We start from the raw sequence: 16,498 nt of genomic DNA, 5'->3' as shown, positions 1-16,498 counted from the left end.
GCTCCTCTAACTTTGGTCGGTGAGAGAAGCTACCTATGCTACCGCAGCTTGCCCTCTAACCAACTCTGTTGAGTTGCACTTGGAAATTGAATTCACGAAATGATGTAAACATGCTCATTGGACACATAGCACCAGGCAATAAACGCATGCTCAACTTATGCAAGCGCTTCGATGCTTCTATACAAACAGAAAAGAGCTCATCTGTCATCGCATTAATATCTGTAAAAAACGACTACAGCTAATCAAGCCCATCAACCATGAGAAAGTATCTTTTAAATAATCCTGGTAAAAGTTTACGCGTCTCTCCATTTAACGCTCCATATAAAGCATGGGCCCTCGTACCTTTCTTCATCCTTTTATCAGCAGCTGTTGGTTTTACCTCGGGACTATTGAAGTATGAGCTGATTGATTCAAAGATGACTGCAATCCTGCCTTTTACACTGTTTGTTTTTCCTGCTCTACTCGAAGAGCTGTTTTTCAGAGGTGTACTGATCCCACGTAATGTCGTCGATTCCGGCCGTAAAAAAACATTTAAGGCGATCGGACTCAGCACCCTGGCATTTGTATTGTGGCATCCTGCGAATGCACTGTTATTGAATGGTTCTGCAATACCGCTTTTTCTCGATTCCTGGTTTCTTGTTATTGTTGCGGCACTGGGAATTACATGCGGCTACAGCTATGCCGTATCAAGATCAATTTGGGTTCCGGTTATTATCCACTGGGCAACAGTTACTGTATGGGTTATTTTTCTTGGTGGCAGAAATCTTGTTTTAGGACAGTAGTTACCTTGCCGGGCTATTGTGCTTATTGCCCGTATTACAATATCTCAAACTGCATCAAGATTCGCATAGGCGATCACCAGCCACTTACAGCCGGCTGATTCAAAATTGACCTGAATTCGTGCAGAGGCTCCACCGCCTTCCATATTGAGCACAACGCCATCGCCAAACTTCGCATGCCTGACATGCTGACCAAGACGAAATGGATACTCTTCCATAGCTGCGGATGCGGATGAACGCGGAGCGGAAGGCGTATAGGGACGCCTGACCTGTGGGCGTGCACGAATCTCGCTGATGAGTTCTGCAGGAATTTCTCGCAGGAAGCGTGACGGCAAGGGATAGGTTTCACTACCATGCAACCGTCGACTCTCGGCATGTGTCAGTGTCAGCGTACGCATTGCTCTTGTCATACCGACATAGCAAAGGCGTCGCTCCTCTTCGAGCCTGTCCGGATCCTCACTCGACATGCTGTGTGGAAACAGTCCCTCTTCCATGCCACTTATATAGACCATTGGAAACTCCAGTCCCTTGGCTGAGTGCATGGTCATCATCTGTACACAATCTTCATATGCCTGTGCCTGGTTATCACCAGCTTCAAGGGCAGCATGTGCAAGAAAGGCTTCCAGGTCTGTGAGGCTCTCTTCGACTGTGTCGTATTCAAACTGACGTGCTGCATTCACCAGTTCCTCGAGGTTCTCAATACGATCCTGGCCTTTGCCATCACAGCTCTTTTTGAAGTGATCACTTAAACCGGAACGGCTGACAACCTCACTGACTAGATCTTGCAGTTCCAGTTCTGATGTACTCGCAGTAGCCTCTTCGATCAAGTCGACATAACCCTGCAGCGCGCCTTTTGCACGCGCTGTCATGCCGCCACCTTGCAGTAGCTCAATGCTTGCCTGCCACATGGAGATTCCAAAATCACGGCTATGTGCCCTGATTGCATCAAGCGTCTTGGCACCAATGCCGCGTGGTGGCTGGTTAACACTGCGTTCGTAAGAAGCATCATCATGGTGATTGCCAATCATGCGCACATAAGATAGCGCATCCTTGACCTCGGCACGTTCGAAAAATCGCATGCCACCATATACACGATACGGTATTCCGGCCTGGATCAGGTTTTCTTCAAACAGTCGAGACTGTGCCGTAGTGCGGTAGAGTATCGCTATCTCACTGCGCTGCAAGTTACCTTCACGCAGGGCATCCTGAATCCTGTCGATGACAAAGCGTGCTTCATCAACTTCATTAAACGCGGCATAGAGCTGAATCTGCTCGCCCTCACCAAGATCGGTCCACAGGTTTTTTCCAAGACGTGACGGGTTGTTGGAGATAACCGCATTTGCCGCCTGAAGAATGGTGCCGGTCGAACGGTAATTCTGTTCCAGGCGAATCAATTTGGGGTTTTCGACATCGTTCTCAAAGTTACGGATATTCTCTACTCGTGCACCACGCCAGCCATAGATCGACTGGTCATCATCACCAACCACGAAAAGATAATTGTCGCCACCTGCCAGAAGTCGCAGCCAGGCGTATTGCACGCTGTTGGTATCCTGAAACTCATCAACCAGTATGTGTGCGAAACGTTTGCGATAATGCTCAAGTATGTCGGGGCGCTTTAACCACAACTCATGTGAACGCAATAACAGTTCGGCAAAATCAACCATTCCACCGCGCTTGCATGCATCCTCGTACTCTTTATAGATGCGTACCATCTGCATGGTGTAATGATCATTCTGGTCATCAATGTGCTGCGGACGCCTGCCTTCATCTTTCTGACTGTTGATAAACCACTGTGCCTGGCGCGGTGGCCATTTCGATTCATCAAGGTCGAGCGCCTTGACGACTCGCTTGACGAGTCGAAACTGGTCATCCGAATCGAGTATCTGAAATCCCTGTGCAAGTTCAGCTTCCTGCCAGTGCGCGCGCAGTAGTCTGTGGGCGAGGCCATGAAAAGTGCCAACCCACATGGTGCCAGTAGGCTCATCGATGATCTGCTCAATTCTCCCGCGCATTTCTCGAGCTGCCTTGTTGGTAAAGGTGACAGCCAGAATATTCCAGTTAGGTACCTGTTCCACCTTCATCAGCCAGGCGATCCTGTGCACAAGCACGCGGGTTTTTCCGGAACCGGCGCCAGCAAGAATCAGAAGATTGCCAGCCGGTGCGGTTACCGCTTCTCGTTGTGCATCATTGAGGTTTTCAAGAATGTAGCTGACATCCATGTGATTAATCTTTGGCCTTGTAGAATTGTATTATTATCCAGTGTGACACCGGGTTGACGCAAACGCTCATATTGATTCCACCAAATCAGACGACTTCAGCAACGACAATCTGTCGCTCATGGCGATATAGGTCAAAAGCATAGATTGCCAATGCGATCCAGATTGCTGTAAATGCAACCTGGTAGGCTTGGGTGAAAATTTCCCCAAACAGATATACCGCGATCAGGAATTGTACTGTCGGACCGATATAAGTAATGATGCCGAGCGTCGACAACCTGATCTTGCGTGCACCTGCTGCAAACAGCATAAGCGGTATCGTCGTCATGATACCAACAAACACCAACCAGAAACGCGCACTCGGTTCACCCGTGATGAAACTCTCATCTCCGTAGGAAAACAAAAACAGGATATAACCGACGGCAACAGGAAACAGTAACAATGTTTCAATTGCCAAACCTGTTACCGGGCCAATTTTTGTCTGCTTCCTGATCAGACCGTAGAGTCCGAATGTCAATGCCAGCGCCAATGCAACCCATGGCACGATACCGTGTGAAAATATCAGTACCAATACACCGGTAAGCGCTATCGCTACGGCTGTCCACTGTACTAGACGCAGGCGTTCACCAAGAAATATGACGCCAAGTAAAACATTGAAAAGCGGATTGATAAAATAACCGAGGCTCGCCTCGATTACCTTTTCATTTGCAACCGCCCAGATAAAGACCAGCCAGTTGACAGAGACAAACAATGCCGACAATAGCAGCATATAAAGTGTCTTTCTGTTCTCAATGAAGATCTCCTTGAGTGTGCCGAGCCTACCCCGTACTGCCAACAGCAACATAACAAACACAAGTGCCCATATAATCCGATGTGCAAGAACTTCTAGTGCCGCGATGTTTTCTACCTGTTTGAACATCAGCGGAAAGACACCCCAGATCAGAAATGCCATCGCCGCCTGCATGCCTCCAAGCAAATGGACCGGTACTCCATCCATATGCTTGTTCTGTAGCGGCTTAGTCACCCGGTCAGCCTATTTCCATTTCAACAATTGATCTCTACCAATCTTTTTCCACTCTTCATCATCAGCCAGCTCGATAAAACGCTCGACATCTGCAATCGCCTCCTGTCTGCGTCCGAGGTGATCAAGAACCGATGCCCGGTTAAAGTATGGCGCTGCAAATGCCGGTGCCTTGTTAATACAGGTATCAAGATCCCCGAGAGCTTTCTCATGCTGTCCGAGATGAGCATAGAGGGTGCCGCGATTGAAATATCCGGCAATCAAGTCCGGTTCAAGTTCAATTGCCTTGTTCAGATCTGCCTCAGCTTCCTGCATACGTTCCAGGCTGATATAGAGCTGGGCGCGGCCAACATGATAGGAAGCACTCTCACTGTTGAGCTCGATTGCAACACTGATATCATCCAGTGATGCTTCGACGTTTCTATCCTGCCTGTGAATATCAGAGCGCAAGGCGTAGAGCTGTGCACTTCTTGGGTAATTCGTTACCGCCTCTTTCAGAACAGAAATCGCTTCAGAAAAATCTCCATTTTTACTGAGCTCAATCGCACGTCTTGCTGCCTGGTCATGTGTCAGCTTTACCTCTTTTTCTTCGGTAATTTGCTTGTCAGATGCCGGTTCCTCAGTAACAGTTTCTTTTTCAGTTGAAACGGGATCTGCTTGCTGCACTTCCTTTTCAACACTTCTGCCAGCCTGTTCTCTCTGGTTGGCAAACTTCTCAGCATCAATCGGTAGCGGTGGTTCCTCAGGGGACTGACCGCATGCTGATACAAACAGGGTAAATAGCAATAATAGTGAATAGTTTTTCATTCGATTTTCCACAAGATAAACAGATTAGGGCTCAGAGATAGCCCATTAATGTCAACAGCCAGGGCAATAGCATGGAAGTAAAGAGTGCTGATAGTGCCATCGCAAGACCGGAGAAAGCGCCCATTTCCGAACTGACCTGGAACGCACGCGCCGTGCCGATACCGTGAGAGGTGACACCCATGGCCACACCCTTGACGCTGTCATCATTACAACCGATGAGATCGAATAGCCGGGTGCCTATGATAGCGCCGATAACGCCTGTGGTCACTACCAGTATAGCTGTCAGGGAAGGTAGTCCTCCAATTGCCTCTGCAATACCCATTGCCACTGGCGCAGTCACCGACTTGGGTGCTAGCGACAATGCTGTTTCAATTGAAGCGCCCAGGAACTCGGCAATATAAACAGCGCTGATGCCGCCAGATATAATTCCAGCAACAATCGCGCTCATCAACGGAAAGAAAACCGTCCTGAGCTTACGCATCTGACGATAGAGTGGAACGGCAAGAGCAACTGTCGCCGGGCCAAGAAGAAAATGGATAAACTGGGCACCATCGAAATAGGTAGCGTAATCCATACCGGTTACAGACAACATAATAACCAACATTATGACGGCAATAACCACAGGATTAAGTATTGGTTTGGAACCGAATTTCTCATGGATTTTTACAGCCGCCAGGTAGGCAACCAGTGTTGCGGTTAAACCAAACAGCGGAGTTGCAGACAGGTAAACCCAAAGCTGAACAATCTCGCCTTTCATCCTCTATTACTCCGCATCAGGAACTTCATCGTCAGCGCAGTAACAACCATGCCGAGTATACTGCTGATCACAAGAGCGATTGATATTGCAGGCCAGTTTTCTCCAAGCAGCTCAAAGTGGGTGATCACTCCGACACCTGCCGGGACAAACAGAAGAGAAAGATTTTTCAGCAATCCCTCAACCGTCACTTCCATTGTCTCTGCTAACGCATCCCTGGCAAGCAATGTGAGAAACAGCAACAACATTCCGATCACCGGACCTGGTACGGGTAACTCCATGTAGCGAGCCAACAGCTCTCCGCAAAGCTGGTAGAAAAGCAGTAGTGTAATAGTCGCTAACAAGTTACTACCTCCCGGCGTTACAACAGTGCGATTCCTTTTACCTGTGCAAATATCTGTTTTCCACGATGAAGTTCAAGCATCTCAGCAGACCGTTTCGTTATGCGTGACAGCATAGTCTGATCATCATCAAGTTTGAGTCTCACCATCATCTGGCTGTTATCCAACTCTTCCCTCCCAAGTACTGTTACCGGAAGAATATTGAGAATGCTTGTATCCCTGTGTTCACTCAATGCAAGACTGACATCACGGGCATAGATTTGTACTCGTAACCTTGTTCCTGTTCCAGTATATCCCGACAAGCCGACACGACTACCTGCAACATTGATCCAGGTAATCTGGTCCTTTTCATCATACTCAATAACATCTCCCTCGATAATTGCAGAAGCTGTGTCCTTGTGTGATAGTGGGAGGTTGAGTCGCGTCATAAACAGGTGTGCATCACCTGTTGCCGTTACCTTACCATCATCCATCAGTACGATTCTGTCGGCCAGGCGTGCCGCTTCGTTATGATCGTGTGAAATATAGAGTAATGGAATTGATAATTCGGTATGCAGCTGTTCCAGGTAAGGGAATATTTCCTGCTTTGCCTTATTATCCAGAGCTGCAAGCGGTTCATCCATCAAGAGAAGACTGGGGCTGGTAAGTAGTGCACGCGCAATTGCAACCCGCTGGCGTTCACCACCGGATAACTGACCTGGTGCACGATTAAGCAATGGCTCCACACCAAGCAGAGAAACAGCGTCATCAAAGTCGATCCTTTTATCCTGTTTGCTAACTCGCTTGTAGCCATACTCGATATTCTTTCTTACAGAGAGGTGTGGAAAAAGACTCGCTTCCTGGAACACATAACCAATCGGCCTGTGGTGTGGTGGCGTGAAATGCGTTCCATCCTGCCAGACATCTCCATTGAAACGAATTTCACATTGATCTGCTTTCAATAAACCGGCAATTGCCCTGAGCACAGTTGTCTTTCCTGATCCTGAAGGACCGTAGAGGAGAGTCACACCTGACGATTCACACTCGAAGTCAACATCGAGCGAAAACGTGTCCAGGTCAGTTTGCAGTTTTACACTGAGTTCGCTCATGTGTCCCTGTCCTGGAATCGCCTGTCGATCATATACATCAAAACCAGCGTGATAAACGCAAAAGCGAGTAATCCTGCCGCCATCATGTGAGCCTGGCCCCATTCAAGCGCTTCAATATGATCATATATAGCAACTGAGAGCACCCTGGTTTCACCCGGTATATTTCCACCAATCATCAGCACCACGCCGAATTCGCCCACAGTGTGAGCAAAGCCCAATACACTACCGGTTAAAAATCCGCGTCTTGCTAATGGCACCGCAACGCTGAAAAAACTCTCCAACGGGCTTGCTCCAAGTGTTGCAGCCACTTCCATTGGCCTTTTTCCGATTGACTCGAATGCGTTTCTTATTGGCTGTACAACAAAGGGCATTGAATAGATCACCGAGCCAACAACCAGTCCTGCAAATGTAAAGGGCAAGGTCCCGAGACCAAGCGTGGTCGTCAGGTTTCCTAGTGGACCTTCAGGACCCAGCAGCATCAGAAGATAAAAACCCAGCACCGTTGGTGGCAGAACAAGTGGCAGGGCAACAATGCTACCAACAACCTCTTTCCACCATGCATTTGAACGCGCAAGCCACCAGGCAAGTGGCGTTCCTATGATAAGCAGTGTCAGTGTTGTCACCGAAGCGAGTTTGACTGTCAACCAAACAGTTTGCCACTCCATGCTTATTCCCTCTCTCCTTGTTTTGCGACGCGATAACCTGAAGAGACAATCTTTTCCATTGCCTCCTCGCTACTCAAATAAGCAAAGAGTTCTGTTGCAGCAGCATTTGACGCTCCTCGCTTGAGGAGCAGGGCGTCCTGTTTAATTGGTGAATAGAGATTCTGCGGAACCTGCCAGCAGTTGACACCTGGTGTCGATATCACCTGGGCTTTTGCGATAAATGCATAGGTTGCATTTCCCGTCATCATGAACTGATAGGTTTGAGCAATATTCTCTCCTGTGATCATGCGACCCCTGAGTGCATCATTGAGACCAAGATTATGCACCACCTCTTTTGCTGCCGTACCGTAAGGGGCAGTTTGCGGATTTGCTATGGCCAGGTATTGATAACTTTCGTCTTTTAAAGCTTCCGGCGATACCTTCTTTGAAATATCAGAACTACAGAGGTATAGCTCTCCAATCGCGTAAGTGAGTAATTGCTTACCTAGATTTTTTTTCTTCAGGATCGCGGGTCTTTCTTGATCCGCTGCAAGAAACATATCATAAGGCGCCCCATAGATGATCTGCGTATAGAGCTTTCCTGTTGAACCAGAACTAAACCTGATGGTGTGCCCCGAGGTTTCTTCGAACTCTGTCACGAGCCGCTTCATCACTGGTACAAAATTCGACGCGACAGCAACCGTCGCAGTTTCTGCGCAGAGGAGTGACGGAATCATCAGTGCCACAAACAGTGATCCTTTAGCAGGAAAACTCATCTGCATAGCAGTTACCAACATCCAGGTAATTTATCTGTGTAGATGTTTGCCATCTCTCCTTTCTGGTACATTGCAAATGTATAGCCCATCACTATGCCAGCAACCAATAGCAGCAGGGCAACAAACAGATTACGCTTTTTTATATTCATGTCGATCTGGTTACAAGTTGGCCGACGGGACGCTCCCTTATCGGAAAATTGAGTAGAGCTGCCATGATACTAAGTGCAATGGCTATCATCCAAACAGAGTCATAATTCCCTAGACGGTCATAGAAATAGCCGCCCATCCAGCCGCCAAGGAATGCCCCAACCTGGTGCAATAGGAAAACAATACCACTTAACATCGACAGGTTTGCCGTACCAAAGAGCGTCGCAACAATACCATTTGTCAGGGGTACGGTACTAAGCCACAGGAAGCCCATCAGTGAACTGAAAATATAGACCGTTGTTTGTGTAATAGGAAAGAGGATGAATATTAGTGTGACTAGCGATCTAAGAGAGTAAATACTCACTAACAAGTAGGGCTTACTCATTTTTCCACCCAGGTATCCGAAGCAATAAGTACCAAATATATTAAAAAGGCCGATCAGTGCCAGCGCAGTTGCACCAGTGGCTGGCCCCTGCCCTTCATCAACGAGGAAGGCTGGCAGGTGTGTTCCGATAAACACAACCTGGAAACCGCAAACGAAAAACCCCAATGATAATAACCAGAAATCCCGTTCATTCCATGCTTCGCTCAAAATATCCTTGAGTGGTAATCTTTTCGCTATCGAACACTCTTTTTCCATCAGCGGTATCGCCAGTGGAATAATGACTGCTGTCACCAGCGCGAGTAGAAGCAGTGACTGCTGCCAACCGATGAAACTGATGAAGTGATTAGCAGCGGGCAAAAATGCGAACTGGCCGAGTGAACCAACTGCCATCGCAATACCCATGGCGGCACTGCGTTTCTGCTCAGATACTGATCTGCCGATCACACCAAAAATGACCGATGCTGTTGTGCCGCTTAGTGCAATGCCTATCAATACACCTGCAGCAAATACCAGTGAAATTTCGGATGAAGAGTAACTCATCAGGATGTGACCAGCTGCGTAGAGCAGGCCACAAACAAGTACGACCGGACCAGCACCGTAACGATCAGCAATCCTGCCCGTAAAAGGCTGGGTTATTCCCCAAACGATATTCTGAACTGCGATTGCAAAGGAGAAGATTTCACGTCCCCAGCCATTGCTGATAGACATGGGTTGTAGGAACAGGCCGTATGTATGGCGAACGCCATAACCGGCTAATAGAACAAGGGAGCCGCAAACCAGTACGAGTAAGGGGGTACGCCAGTTATCTCTTATCACCGTATGACCTGTCAATCGGAGCTGTAACCAGAAAACAGGTATACACTATGATAGTGTTGTCCGATTAGTTAGTGACTACTCACTATACGATAAACCTATGTATAGCATTGGATTATCTCTATCAGATATCAAGATTCTCAACATCGAGAGCATTTTCTTCAATAAACTCACGACGAGGTTCTACCTCGTCACCCATAAGGGTGGTAAAGATTGCATCAGCAGCAACAGCATCTTCGATAGTGACCTGGAGCAAACGTCTGCTGTCAGGATCCATGGTTGTCTCCCACAACTGTTCCGGGTTCATTTCACCAAGACCCTTGTATCTTTGAATGTGCTGGCCTTTCTTGGCTTCATCCATCAGCCAGTCAAGTGCCTGCTGAAAACTGCTGATTTCAAATGTTTTCTCACCGCGACGTACATATGCTCCTTCACCAATCAGTGAATCGAGCTTCTCGCCAAGGTTTTTCATCTTTTCGTAATCAGGCCCTGTGAAGAAATCAAACGGAATGCGCTGATCCGTGTGAATACCATGTACCTTGCGGGTAACAACAATAGCTCCATTCGTTTCTATCGTTTCTGCACTTAGCGAAACACTGTCAGCAGGACCAAGGCTCGCATTAAGACGTGACTCCAGGTCTGCAAGCCAGCTGTCCAGAGACTCCTTGTTTGTAAGTAAGTCTTCACTTACATAGGGCATATAAACCAGCTTCTGCATCAACTCGGAATCATAACGCTTTCCAAGCCTGGAAATCATCTGGTTAACTTCAACATAATCATGCGCAAGCGTTCCAAATGCTGAATCCGAGAGTGCCGGTGCATCTTTACTGACATGCAGTTCAGCTTTTTCCAATGCGCTATAAAGCAGATACTGGTTCAATTCAGTATCATCCTTGAGATAATTTTCCTGTTTTCCACGCTTAATCTTGTAAAGTGGGGGCTGCGCAATATAAATATGGCCACGTTTCACTAACTCTTCCATCTGGCGATAGAAAAAGGTGAGTAGCAAAGTACGAATGTGGGCACCGTCAACATCGGCGTCCGTCATGATAATAATGCGGTGGTAGCGGAGCTTGTCCGGATCGAACTCTTCACGACCAATACCACAACCAAGAGCAGTAATCAGGGTACCTATCTCTTGTGATGAGAGCATTTTGTCAAAACGCGCTTTCTCAACATTGAGAATTTTTCCCCTGAGAGGAAGAATCGCCTGGTTTTTACGATCGCGGCCCTGCTTGGCAGATCCGCCAGCTGAATCACCCTCCACCAGGTAGATTTCCGAATTTGCAGGATCTTTTTCCTGGCAGTCTGCCAGTTTCCCAGGCAAACCGGCTATATCAAGCACACTCTTGCGTCTGGTCATTTCACGTGCTTTACGTGCAGCTTCCCTTGCGCGTGCAGCATCTATCATCTTGTTGGATATATTTTTGGCTTCAGTTGGATTCTCAAGCAGAAATTCGCCCAGTTTCTCGGCAACCAGTGTTTCAACAATCCCTTTCACTTCGGATGAGACAAGTTTATCCTTGGTTTGTGAAGAAAACTTGGGATCCGGTACCTTGACTGAGAGTACTGCGGTCAGTCCTTCACGCGAATCATCACCAGTTGTATTAACTTTTGCTTTTTTTGCCAGTCCTTCGCTTTCGATATACTGGTTGAGCGTCCTTGTCAGGGCGCCGCGGAAACCAGCCAGATGGGTACCACCATCTCTTTGAGGAATATTATTGGTATAACAGAAAATATTTTCCTGGTATGAATCATTCCACTGCATAGCGACTTCGACAGCAACATCATCCTTATCACTGACAAAATGGAAGACTTTCTCGTGCATCGGCGTCTTATTCTTGTTCAGATGCTCAACAAAAGCGCCTATTCCACCCTCATACTCAAAGAGATCTTCCTTGCCGTTTCGGTCATCTCTGACAAGAATACGTACACCAGAATTAAGAAACGAGAGTTCGCGAAGTCTTTTAGCCAGGATATCGAAATGATAGACGGTATCTGTGAAAATCTCGCTACTCGGCTTGAATCTTATTTTTGTCCCTTTTTTACTGGTATCTCCAACAACTTCAAGATTAGTTTCAGGCACACCCAGGTGGTATTTCTGGTAGTGCTTCTTTCCACCTCTGTAAATCGTCAGTTCAAGCTCATCTGACAAGGCATTTACTACAGAAACGCCAACGCCATGCAAACCACCAGATACTTTGTAGGAGTTGTCGTCAAACTTACCGCCGGCATGCAGAACCGTCATAATCACTTCTGCAGCTGATATTCCCTCTTCTTCATGGATCTCTGTCGGTATTCCACGGCCATCATCTGTAACCGTAACTGAATTGTCGGAATGAATGGTAACTGTAATTTCTGAGCAGTGTCCAGCGAGGGCCTCGTCGATTGCATTATCAACAACCTCGAAAACCATGTGATGCAGACCAGTGCCATCATCCGTGTCGCCGATGTACATACCCGGACGCTTACGGACGGCATCCAGACCCTTGAGTACTTTTATCGAAGAAGAATTGTATTCACTCATTCATTAAACTCCTGATGTGGCATAGAAGTATACCGTAAATCAGCTAGATACGCTCGCTTATCATATGATTCAACAGGTCTCACAGGTTAACTCCTAGTCAGCCAACCAGGTGTACCTAACTGGTTCCATGTTCCACGTGAAACAATAATGACTCATATTCCTCCAATTCCTTGACAGGCTGCACGCTTGTGATGACTTTTTGAGCATCAACCCGGTCAAGAAAGGAGATTAATGATTGTAAGTGTTTACTATCAAGCTCACTCGGTATGTCATCTATCAGCAAGACGGGACGTTTTTGTGAAACAGATGAGATGTAAACAACCTGGGCAACGATCAGTGCTATTGCAACAACTTTCTGCTGACCACGCGACAGGGTGTCTTTAATGCTTCGGTTGTTATTCGTGATCTTCAGATCACATCGATGAGGGCCGACAGAAGTAAAACCGCGTTCCTGATCCAACGAAAGCTTATTGTTCAATGCTTCTAACAATTGTAAGTGTTTACTATCCCAACCAGGGCTATAAGACAGGTTTACTTTCATCTCTCCCATTAGCTGAGAGACGACTGACTGGAATTCCAGATTGATCTTCTCAATAAAAGAATCACGCAGAGATGTGATGGTAGCAGCACTATCGATCAGTTGCTGATCCCAATGTCGTGCTGACTCGTCTCTCATTTTCAGTGCGGCATTTCTCTGTTTAAGAATCCTGTTATAGAGTTGTATCTGTTTCCAGTAACTGTGTTCCACGTGAAACAATCCCCAATCGAGGAATCGTCTGCGTATATCTGGAACACCTTCGAGTAACTGATGACTATTTGGTGTTATAGCAAAAACAGGAAGATGTTCAGCTATTTCTGACAATCTCGTCACGGGTTGTTGATTAAAGCGGGCCACAACTTGAGAGCCACTCTTTCTCATTCCGATAACTTTGTTGTCATCGGTTCTTGCAGTAACTTCAAAAAAAGGTTGCTGGAGTCTGATCTGATGTCTTACGTCGGAGGATCTGAAGGATCGACCACGAGATAAAACATAGATTGCCTCAAGAATGCTTGTTTTACCTGCACCATTGGGACCGGTGATCTGATTAAACCCAGGTGATAATTTCAATTCTAAAGATTCAATATTTCTGAAATCTTTAATTGTCAGGGTGTCGAGAGACATAATCTGGGGAGCGAGAGATAAAAAGGGGCAGAGCGCCCCTTTTAATAATTGCTGTTAAATTCTTTTCTAGAGCCGCATTGGCATGACAACATAACGACTCTGTTCAGAACCTTCAGGTGTAACAATACAGGAACTGTTTGGATCGGTTAGCGTCATGACGACATTTTCGGTATCAATTACGCCCAGGACATCAAGCAGGTAGCCTACGTTAAAACCGATAGACATCTCCTCTTTTGAGTATTCGATAACAATCTCTTCCTCGGCCTGTTCCTGTTCCGGATTGTTGGCTGTAAGATGAATCAGATTTTCAGAGAGTGAAAAACGAATACCACGATATTTTTCATTTGAAAGGATGGATGCTCTCTGCAGTACCTGTTTCAGCAAATCTCGTTCAATAGTCAGAACTTTGTCGCCCTGTGGAGGGATGACACGTTCGTAATCAGGAAAACGACCATCAATCAACTTGGAGGTGAAGGTTGTCGAGCCACGAATAAAACGAATATGGTTTTGGCTTAATTCGATAGTAACCGGTGTTTCACTGTCTGAGAGAAAGCGATGTAGTTCCAGAGCTGCTTTTCTTGGCAGGATGATTTTTTTCTCTTCTTCAAATCCTGTTTCAACTTCAGCATCACTGAGTGCAAGTCGGTGCCCATCTGTTGCAACAGCACGAACACGCTTGGCACTAATCTCGATTAACATGCCATTGAGGTAGTAGCGAACATCTTGCTGGGCCATTGCAAAGCCGGTTTTATCAATCAGCTGTTTCAGTTGCCGTTCTTCAATATCAAACTTTGTGTCAGCTGTTGCTATTTCTATTGACGGATATTCAGTTGCCGAAAGCACTCCCAGGGCATAGCGTCCGCGTCCTGATCTTAGCGTAGCTCTATCCTTGTTATCTATGCTCAGCGATATATTTGACTCTTCCGGTAACGCTTTACAAATATCGAGCAGTTTTCTTGCAGGCAGTGTGAATTCAAACTCTTCATCACACTCGCAAAGTGTAACAGTACGCATCTCGACTTCCAGATCCGTTGCTGTAAGTGCCATCTGATCCTTTTGGCATTGAATCAGAACATTCGCGAGAATGGGAAGGGTTTGACGTCTTTCAACGACGCCATTTATTTGAAGCAGTGGCTCCAAAAGTGATTCCCTGGATATCTTGATTTTCATTGCTCTTAATTATCCTTTAAAGAATATATAAGAAACTTATTGTTATTATTAAGGGCACGAGTACCTGTTAATAACAATAGTATTTTCTTTTTATTTCAAATACTTACAACTGTTTATCGGCTCCTCAAGATGATGTTTTACCACCTTGAAATCATGTCAATGAATTGTGGATAACTTTCATGCACTGCTACACACAGCTTTTTTACAGAAGTTATCCACAACTTAATGTGAGAGGATTCTCAGGAGTGCCTGGTAATCCTCGTCAAATTTTGTATCAGCCTCACGCAACTCGGCGACCTTGCGAGTGGCATAAAGTACGGTCGTATGATCACGACCGCCAAATCGCTCACCAATCTCCGGAAGGCTGTGATTAGTCAGTTCCTTGGCCAGGGCCATCGCTATCTGTCTTGGACGCGTGACAGTGCGTGTGCGCTTTGATGAGAGCATATCTGAAGCACGAGTCTTGAAATACTCAGCGACAGTTTTCTGAATATTCTCTATTGATACCATCTTGGCTTGTGCGGCGATCATGTCACGCAGCGCAACCTTGGCAAAATCTACATTTAAAGATTGTCCTGTGAGATGTGCATTCGCCATAATCCTGCGTAGTGCACCTTCGAGTTCACGTATGTTGGAGCGTGCCTGTCCGCCGACGAAAAATGCAACGTCATCGGGTAACTCAACATTAAAGAGCTTGAGAGATTTACTTTTAAGAATCGCCACCCTTGTTTCAAGATCAGCAGGCTCAATGGCAACTGCCAGACCCCAACCAAATCGCGATTTTAGACGCTCTTCTAGACCATTCACCTCTTTTGGGTACCGATCGCTGGTCAATATGATTTGTTGCTGTGATTCAAACAGGGCGTTGAAAGTATGAAAAAACTCTTCTTGTGAACGCTCTTTTCCCGCAAAAAACTGAACATCATCGATCAGCAGCGCATTGACAGTACGGTATTTCTGTTTGAACTGGTCAATCTTGTTGTGCTGCAGGGCTCGTACCATTTCGGCAACAAAACCTTCCGAGTGCAGGTAGACAACTTTGGCTTCCGGGTTTTTGTTGATGATGAGGTTTCCTACGGCATGCATCAGGTGTGTTTTTCCAAGTCCAACACCACCGTAAATAAACAGGGGGTTATAGACAGTACCCGGGTTCTCTGCAATTTGTACTGATGCAGCTCTTGCAAGCTGATTCGATTTTCCCTCGACAAAGGTGTCGAATGTGAAATTCGGATTCAGGTTGCTACTGATACCGGCTGAAGCCGGCGTGCGAATTGAGGCAGGACTGTTGTTGCCCGGTTTTGCTGTTGGTTCCGGTGACGAGCCAGCAGGCTGGTTTTGTGGAGCCTGATCAACACTTCCTATTTCAAGGCGTATTTCCGGAGCACTTTCGTCCCACACCTGGCTGGATAGTTCGGTCAAACGTGTCAGGTAGTTCTTCTGAACCCAATCGAGTACGAAGGCATTAGGCGCGAGCAGGCGCACGAGACCATCCTCTTCGACACTCTGAAGTGGACGTATCCATGTATTGTATTGCTGTACCGGTATTTCAGTTTCCAGCGTATGAAGACAGCGTTGCCAGTTACTCACCCTTGGTTCCGATTATTTATCATGGTTATCGCTATTGCGTTTATGCATCACAGAAAGTGCGATGTCGGATTTTCTAAGTCTAACCCTCTTTATCAAAGTTATCCACAGGCACATGGATATTGTTCGTAAAATAAAACGATGAATACTTTATATATAATTAATTCAATAATTTATGTCGTATGTGAGTAGTTACTTTACTTATGGTCACAGTATTTAGAATCGAAATAATCATCCATGAGACCCAAGATAGCTAGGTAATACCTGATCTTCTGTCATGGTTC

The 16,498-nt window shown here is 46.5% G+C and carries 14 protein-coding genes; 1 reads left to right on the top strand and 13 read right to left on the bottom strand.

The genetic code is table 11. From position 1 onward, the window contains the following. The first annotated feature begins 389 nt into the window (after positions 1-389). Complete coding sequence (locus tag BOW06_RS05195; RefSeq protein WP_052132049.1) at positions 390-782, top strand: CPBP family glutamic-type intramembrane protease; 393 nt, start codon at positions 390-392, stop codon at positions 780-782. 44 nt (positions 783-826) lie between these two features. Here BOW06_RS05195 and uvrD read toward each other — a convergent pair whose 3' ends face one another. The 13 genes from uvrD to dnaA form a co-directional block, all read right to left on the bottom strand. Beyond that, the gene (uvrD, locus tag BOW06_RS05190; protein ID WP_043116240.1) at positions 827-2,998 is read right to left on the bottom strand and encodes a DNA helicase II; all 2,172 of its coding nucleotides are present in this window, start codon (positions 2,996-2,998) and stop codon (positions 827-829) included. 85 nt (positions 2,999-3,083) lie between these two features. Next, positions 3,084-4,019 carry an EamA family transporter RarD gene (gene rarD / locus BOW06_RS05185; RefSeq protein ID WP_143556464.1) on the bottom strand — a complete coding sequence of 312 codons (936 nt, stop codon included), beginning with the start codon at positions 4,017-4,019 and terminating at the stop codon, positions 3,084-3,086. A 9-nt stretch (positions 4,020-4,028) separates the two neighbouring features. Then, positions 4,029-4,823 (bottom strand): tetratricopeptide repeat protein, encoded by a 795-nt coding sequence (locus tag BOW06_RS05180; protein WP_043116242.1) that lies wholly within the window; start codon positions 4,821-4,823, stop codon positions 4,029-4,031. Between the two features lie 31 nt (positions 4,824-4,854). Next, positions 4,855-5,580, bottom strand: coding sequence for an LrgB family protein (locus tag BOW06_RS05175; protein WP_043116243.1), 726 nt, complete (start codon positions 5,578-5,580; stop codon positions 4,855-4,857). After that, on the bottom strand, positions 5,577-5,921 hold the full coding sequence (locus BOW06_RS05170) for a CidA/LrgA family protein (protein WP_043116245.1): 345 nt from the start codon (positions 5,919-5,921) through the stop codon (positions 5,577-5,579). The genes BOW06_RS05175 and BOW06_RS05170 overlap by 4 nt, the downstream gene beginning before the upstream one ends. A 17-nt stretch (positions 5,922-5,938) precedes the next feature. After that, a complete protein-coding gene (gene modC, locus BOW06_RS05165) occupies positions 5,939-7,006 on the bottom strand; it encodes a molybdenum ABC transporter ATP-binding protein (protein ID WP_078461366.1) in 1,068 nt (355 codons plus the stop codon). Further along, positions 7,003-7,671 carry a molybdate ABC transporter permease subunit gene (modB, locus tag BOW06_RS05160; protein ID WP_078459611.1) on the bottom strand — a complete coding sequence of 223 codons (669 nt, stop codon included), beginning with the start codon at positions 7,669-7,671 and terminating at the stop codon, positions 7,003-7,005. Before modB ends, modC begins: the two co-directional genes overlap by 4 nt. A gap of 2 nt (positions 7,672-7,673) precedes the next feature. After that, positions 7,674-8,426: a molybdate ABC transporter substrate-binding protein gene (gene modA / locus BOW06_RS05155; protein WP_179116187.1), complete on the bottom strand. Its 753-nt coding sequence runs from the start codon at positions 8,424-8,426 to the stop codon at positions 7,674-7,676. 145 nt (positions 8,427-8,571) lie between these two features. Further along, positions 8,572-9,771, bottom strand: a complete 1,200-nt coding sequence (locus BOW06_RS05150) for an MFS transporter (RefSeq protein WP_078459613.1) — start codon at positions 9,769-9,771, stop codon at positions 8,572-8,574. A gap of 124 nt (positions 9,772-9,895) precedes the next feature. Further along, positions 9,896-12,298, bottom strand: a complete 2,403-nt coding sequence (gyrB, locus tag BOW06_RS05145; RefSeq protein WP_043116247.1) for a DNA topoisomerase (ATP-hydrolyzing) subunit B — start codon at positions 12,296-12,298, stop codon at positions 9,896-9,898. A gap of 115 nt (positions 12,299-12,413) precedes the next feature. Beyond that, positions 12,414-13,460, bottom strand: a complete 1,047-nt coding sequence (gene recF, locus BOW06_RS05140; RefSeq protein WP_078459609.1) for a DNA replication/repair protein RecF — start codon at positions 13,458-13,460, stop codon at positions 12,414-12,416. A 66-nt stretch (positions 13,461-13,526) separates the two neighbouring features. Next, the gene (dnaN, locus tag BOW06_RS05135) at positions 13,527-14,630 is read right to left on the bottom strand and encodes a DNA polymerase III subunit beta (RefSeq protein WP_078455269.1); all 1,104 of its coding nucleotides are present in this window, start codon (positions 14,628-14,630) and stop codon (positions 13,527-13,529) included. Between the two features lie 222 nt (positions 14,631-14,852). Next, positions 14,853-16,217 (bottom strand): chromosomal replication initiator protein DnaA, encoded by a 1,365-nt coding sequence (gene dnaA / locus BOW06_RS05130; RefSeq protein ID WP_078452688.1) that lies wholly within the window; start codon positions 16,215-16,217, stop codon positions 14,853-14,855. Positions 16,218-16,498 lie beyond the last annotated feature (281 nt).

The sequence above is a fragment of the Solemya velum gill symbiont genome, from assembly GCF_002020255.1.
Classification (GTDB): Bacteria; Pseudomonadota; Gammaproteobacteria; order Chromatiales; family Chromatiaceae.
Note: the sequence above shows the minus strand (reverse complement) of the source record. Positions and strands in the feature narration are given on the sequence as shown.

What these genes read in the sequence shown, in the direction of transcription:
- uvrD (WP_043116240.1), bottom strand. Translation starts at nt 2,998, where the DNA reads ATGGATGTCAGCTACATTCTTGAAAACCTCAATGATGCACAACGAGAA.
- BOW06_RS05180 (WP_043116242.1), bottom strand. Translation starts at nt 4,823, where the DNA reads ATGAAAAACTATTCACTATTATTGCTATTTACCCTGTTTGTATCAGCA.
- BOW06_RS05175 (WP_043116243.1), bottom strand. Translation starts at nt 5,580, where the DNA reads ATGAAAGGCGAGATTGTTCAGCTTTGGGTTTACCTGTCTGCAACTCCG.
- modC (WP_078461366.1), bottom strand. Translation starts at nt 7,006, where the DNA reads ATGAGCGAACTCAGTGTAAAACTGCAAACTGACCTGGACACGTTTTCG.
- modB (WP_078459611.1), bottom strand. Translation starts at nt 7,671, where the DNA reads ATGGAGTGGCAAACTGTTTGGTTGACAGTCAAACTCGCTTCGGTGACA.
- modA (WP_179116187.1), bottom strand. Translation starts at nt 8,426, where the DNA reads ATGAGTTTTCCTGCTAAAGGATCACTGTTTGTGGCACTGATGATTCCG.
- gyrB (WP_043116247.1), bottom strand. Translation starts at nt 12,298, where the DNA reads ATGAGTGAATACAATTCTTCTTCGATAAAAGTACTCAAGGGTCTGGAT.
- recF (WP_078459609.1), bottom strand. Translation starts at nt 13,460, where the DNA reads ATGTCTCTCGACACCCTGACAATTAAAGATTTCAGAAATATTGAATCT.
- dnaN (WP_078455269.1), bottom strand. Translation starts at nt 14,630, where the DNA reads ATGAAAATCAAGATATCCAGGGAATCACTTTTGGAGCCACTGCTTCAA.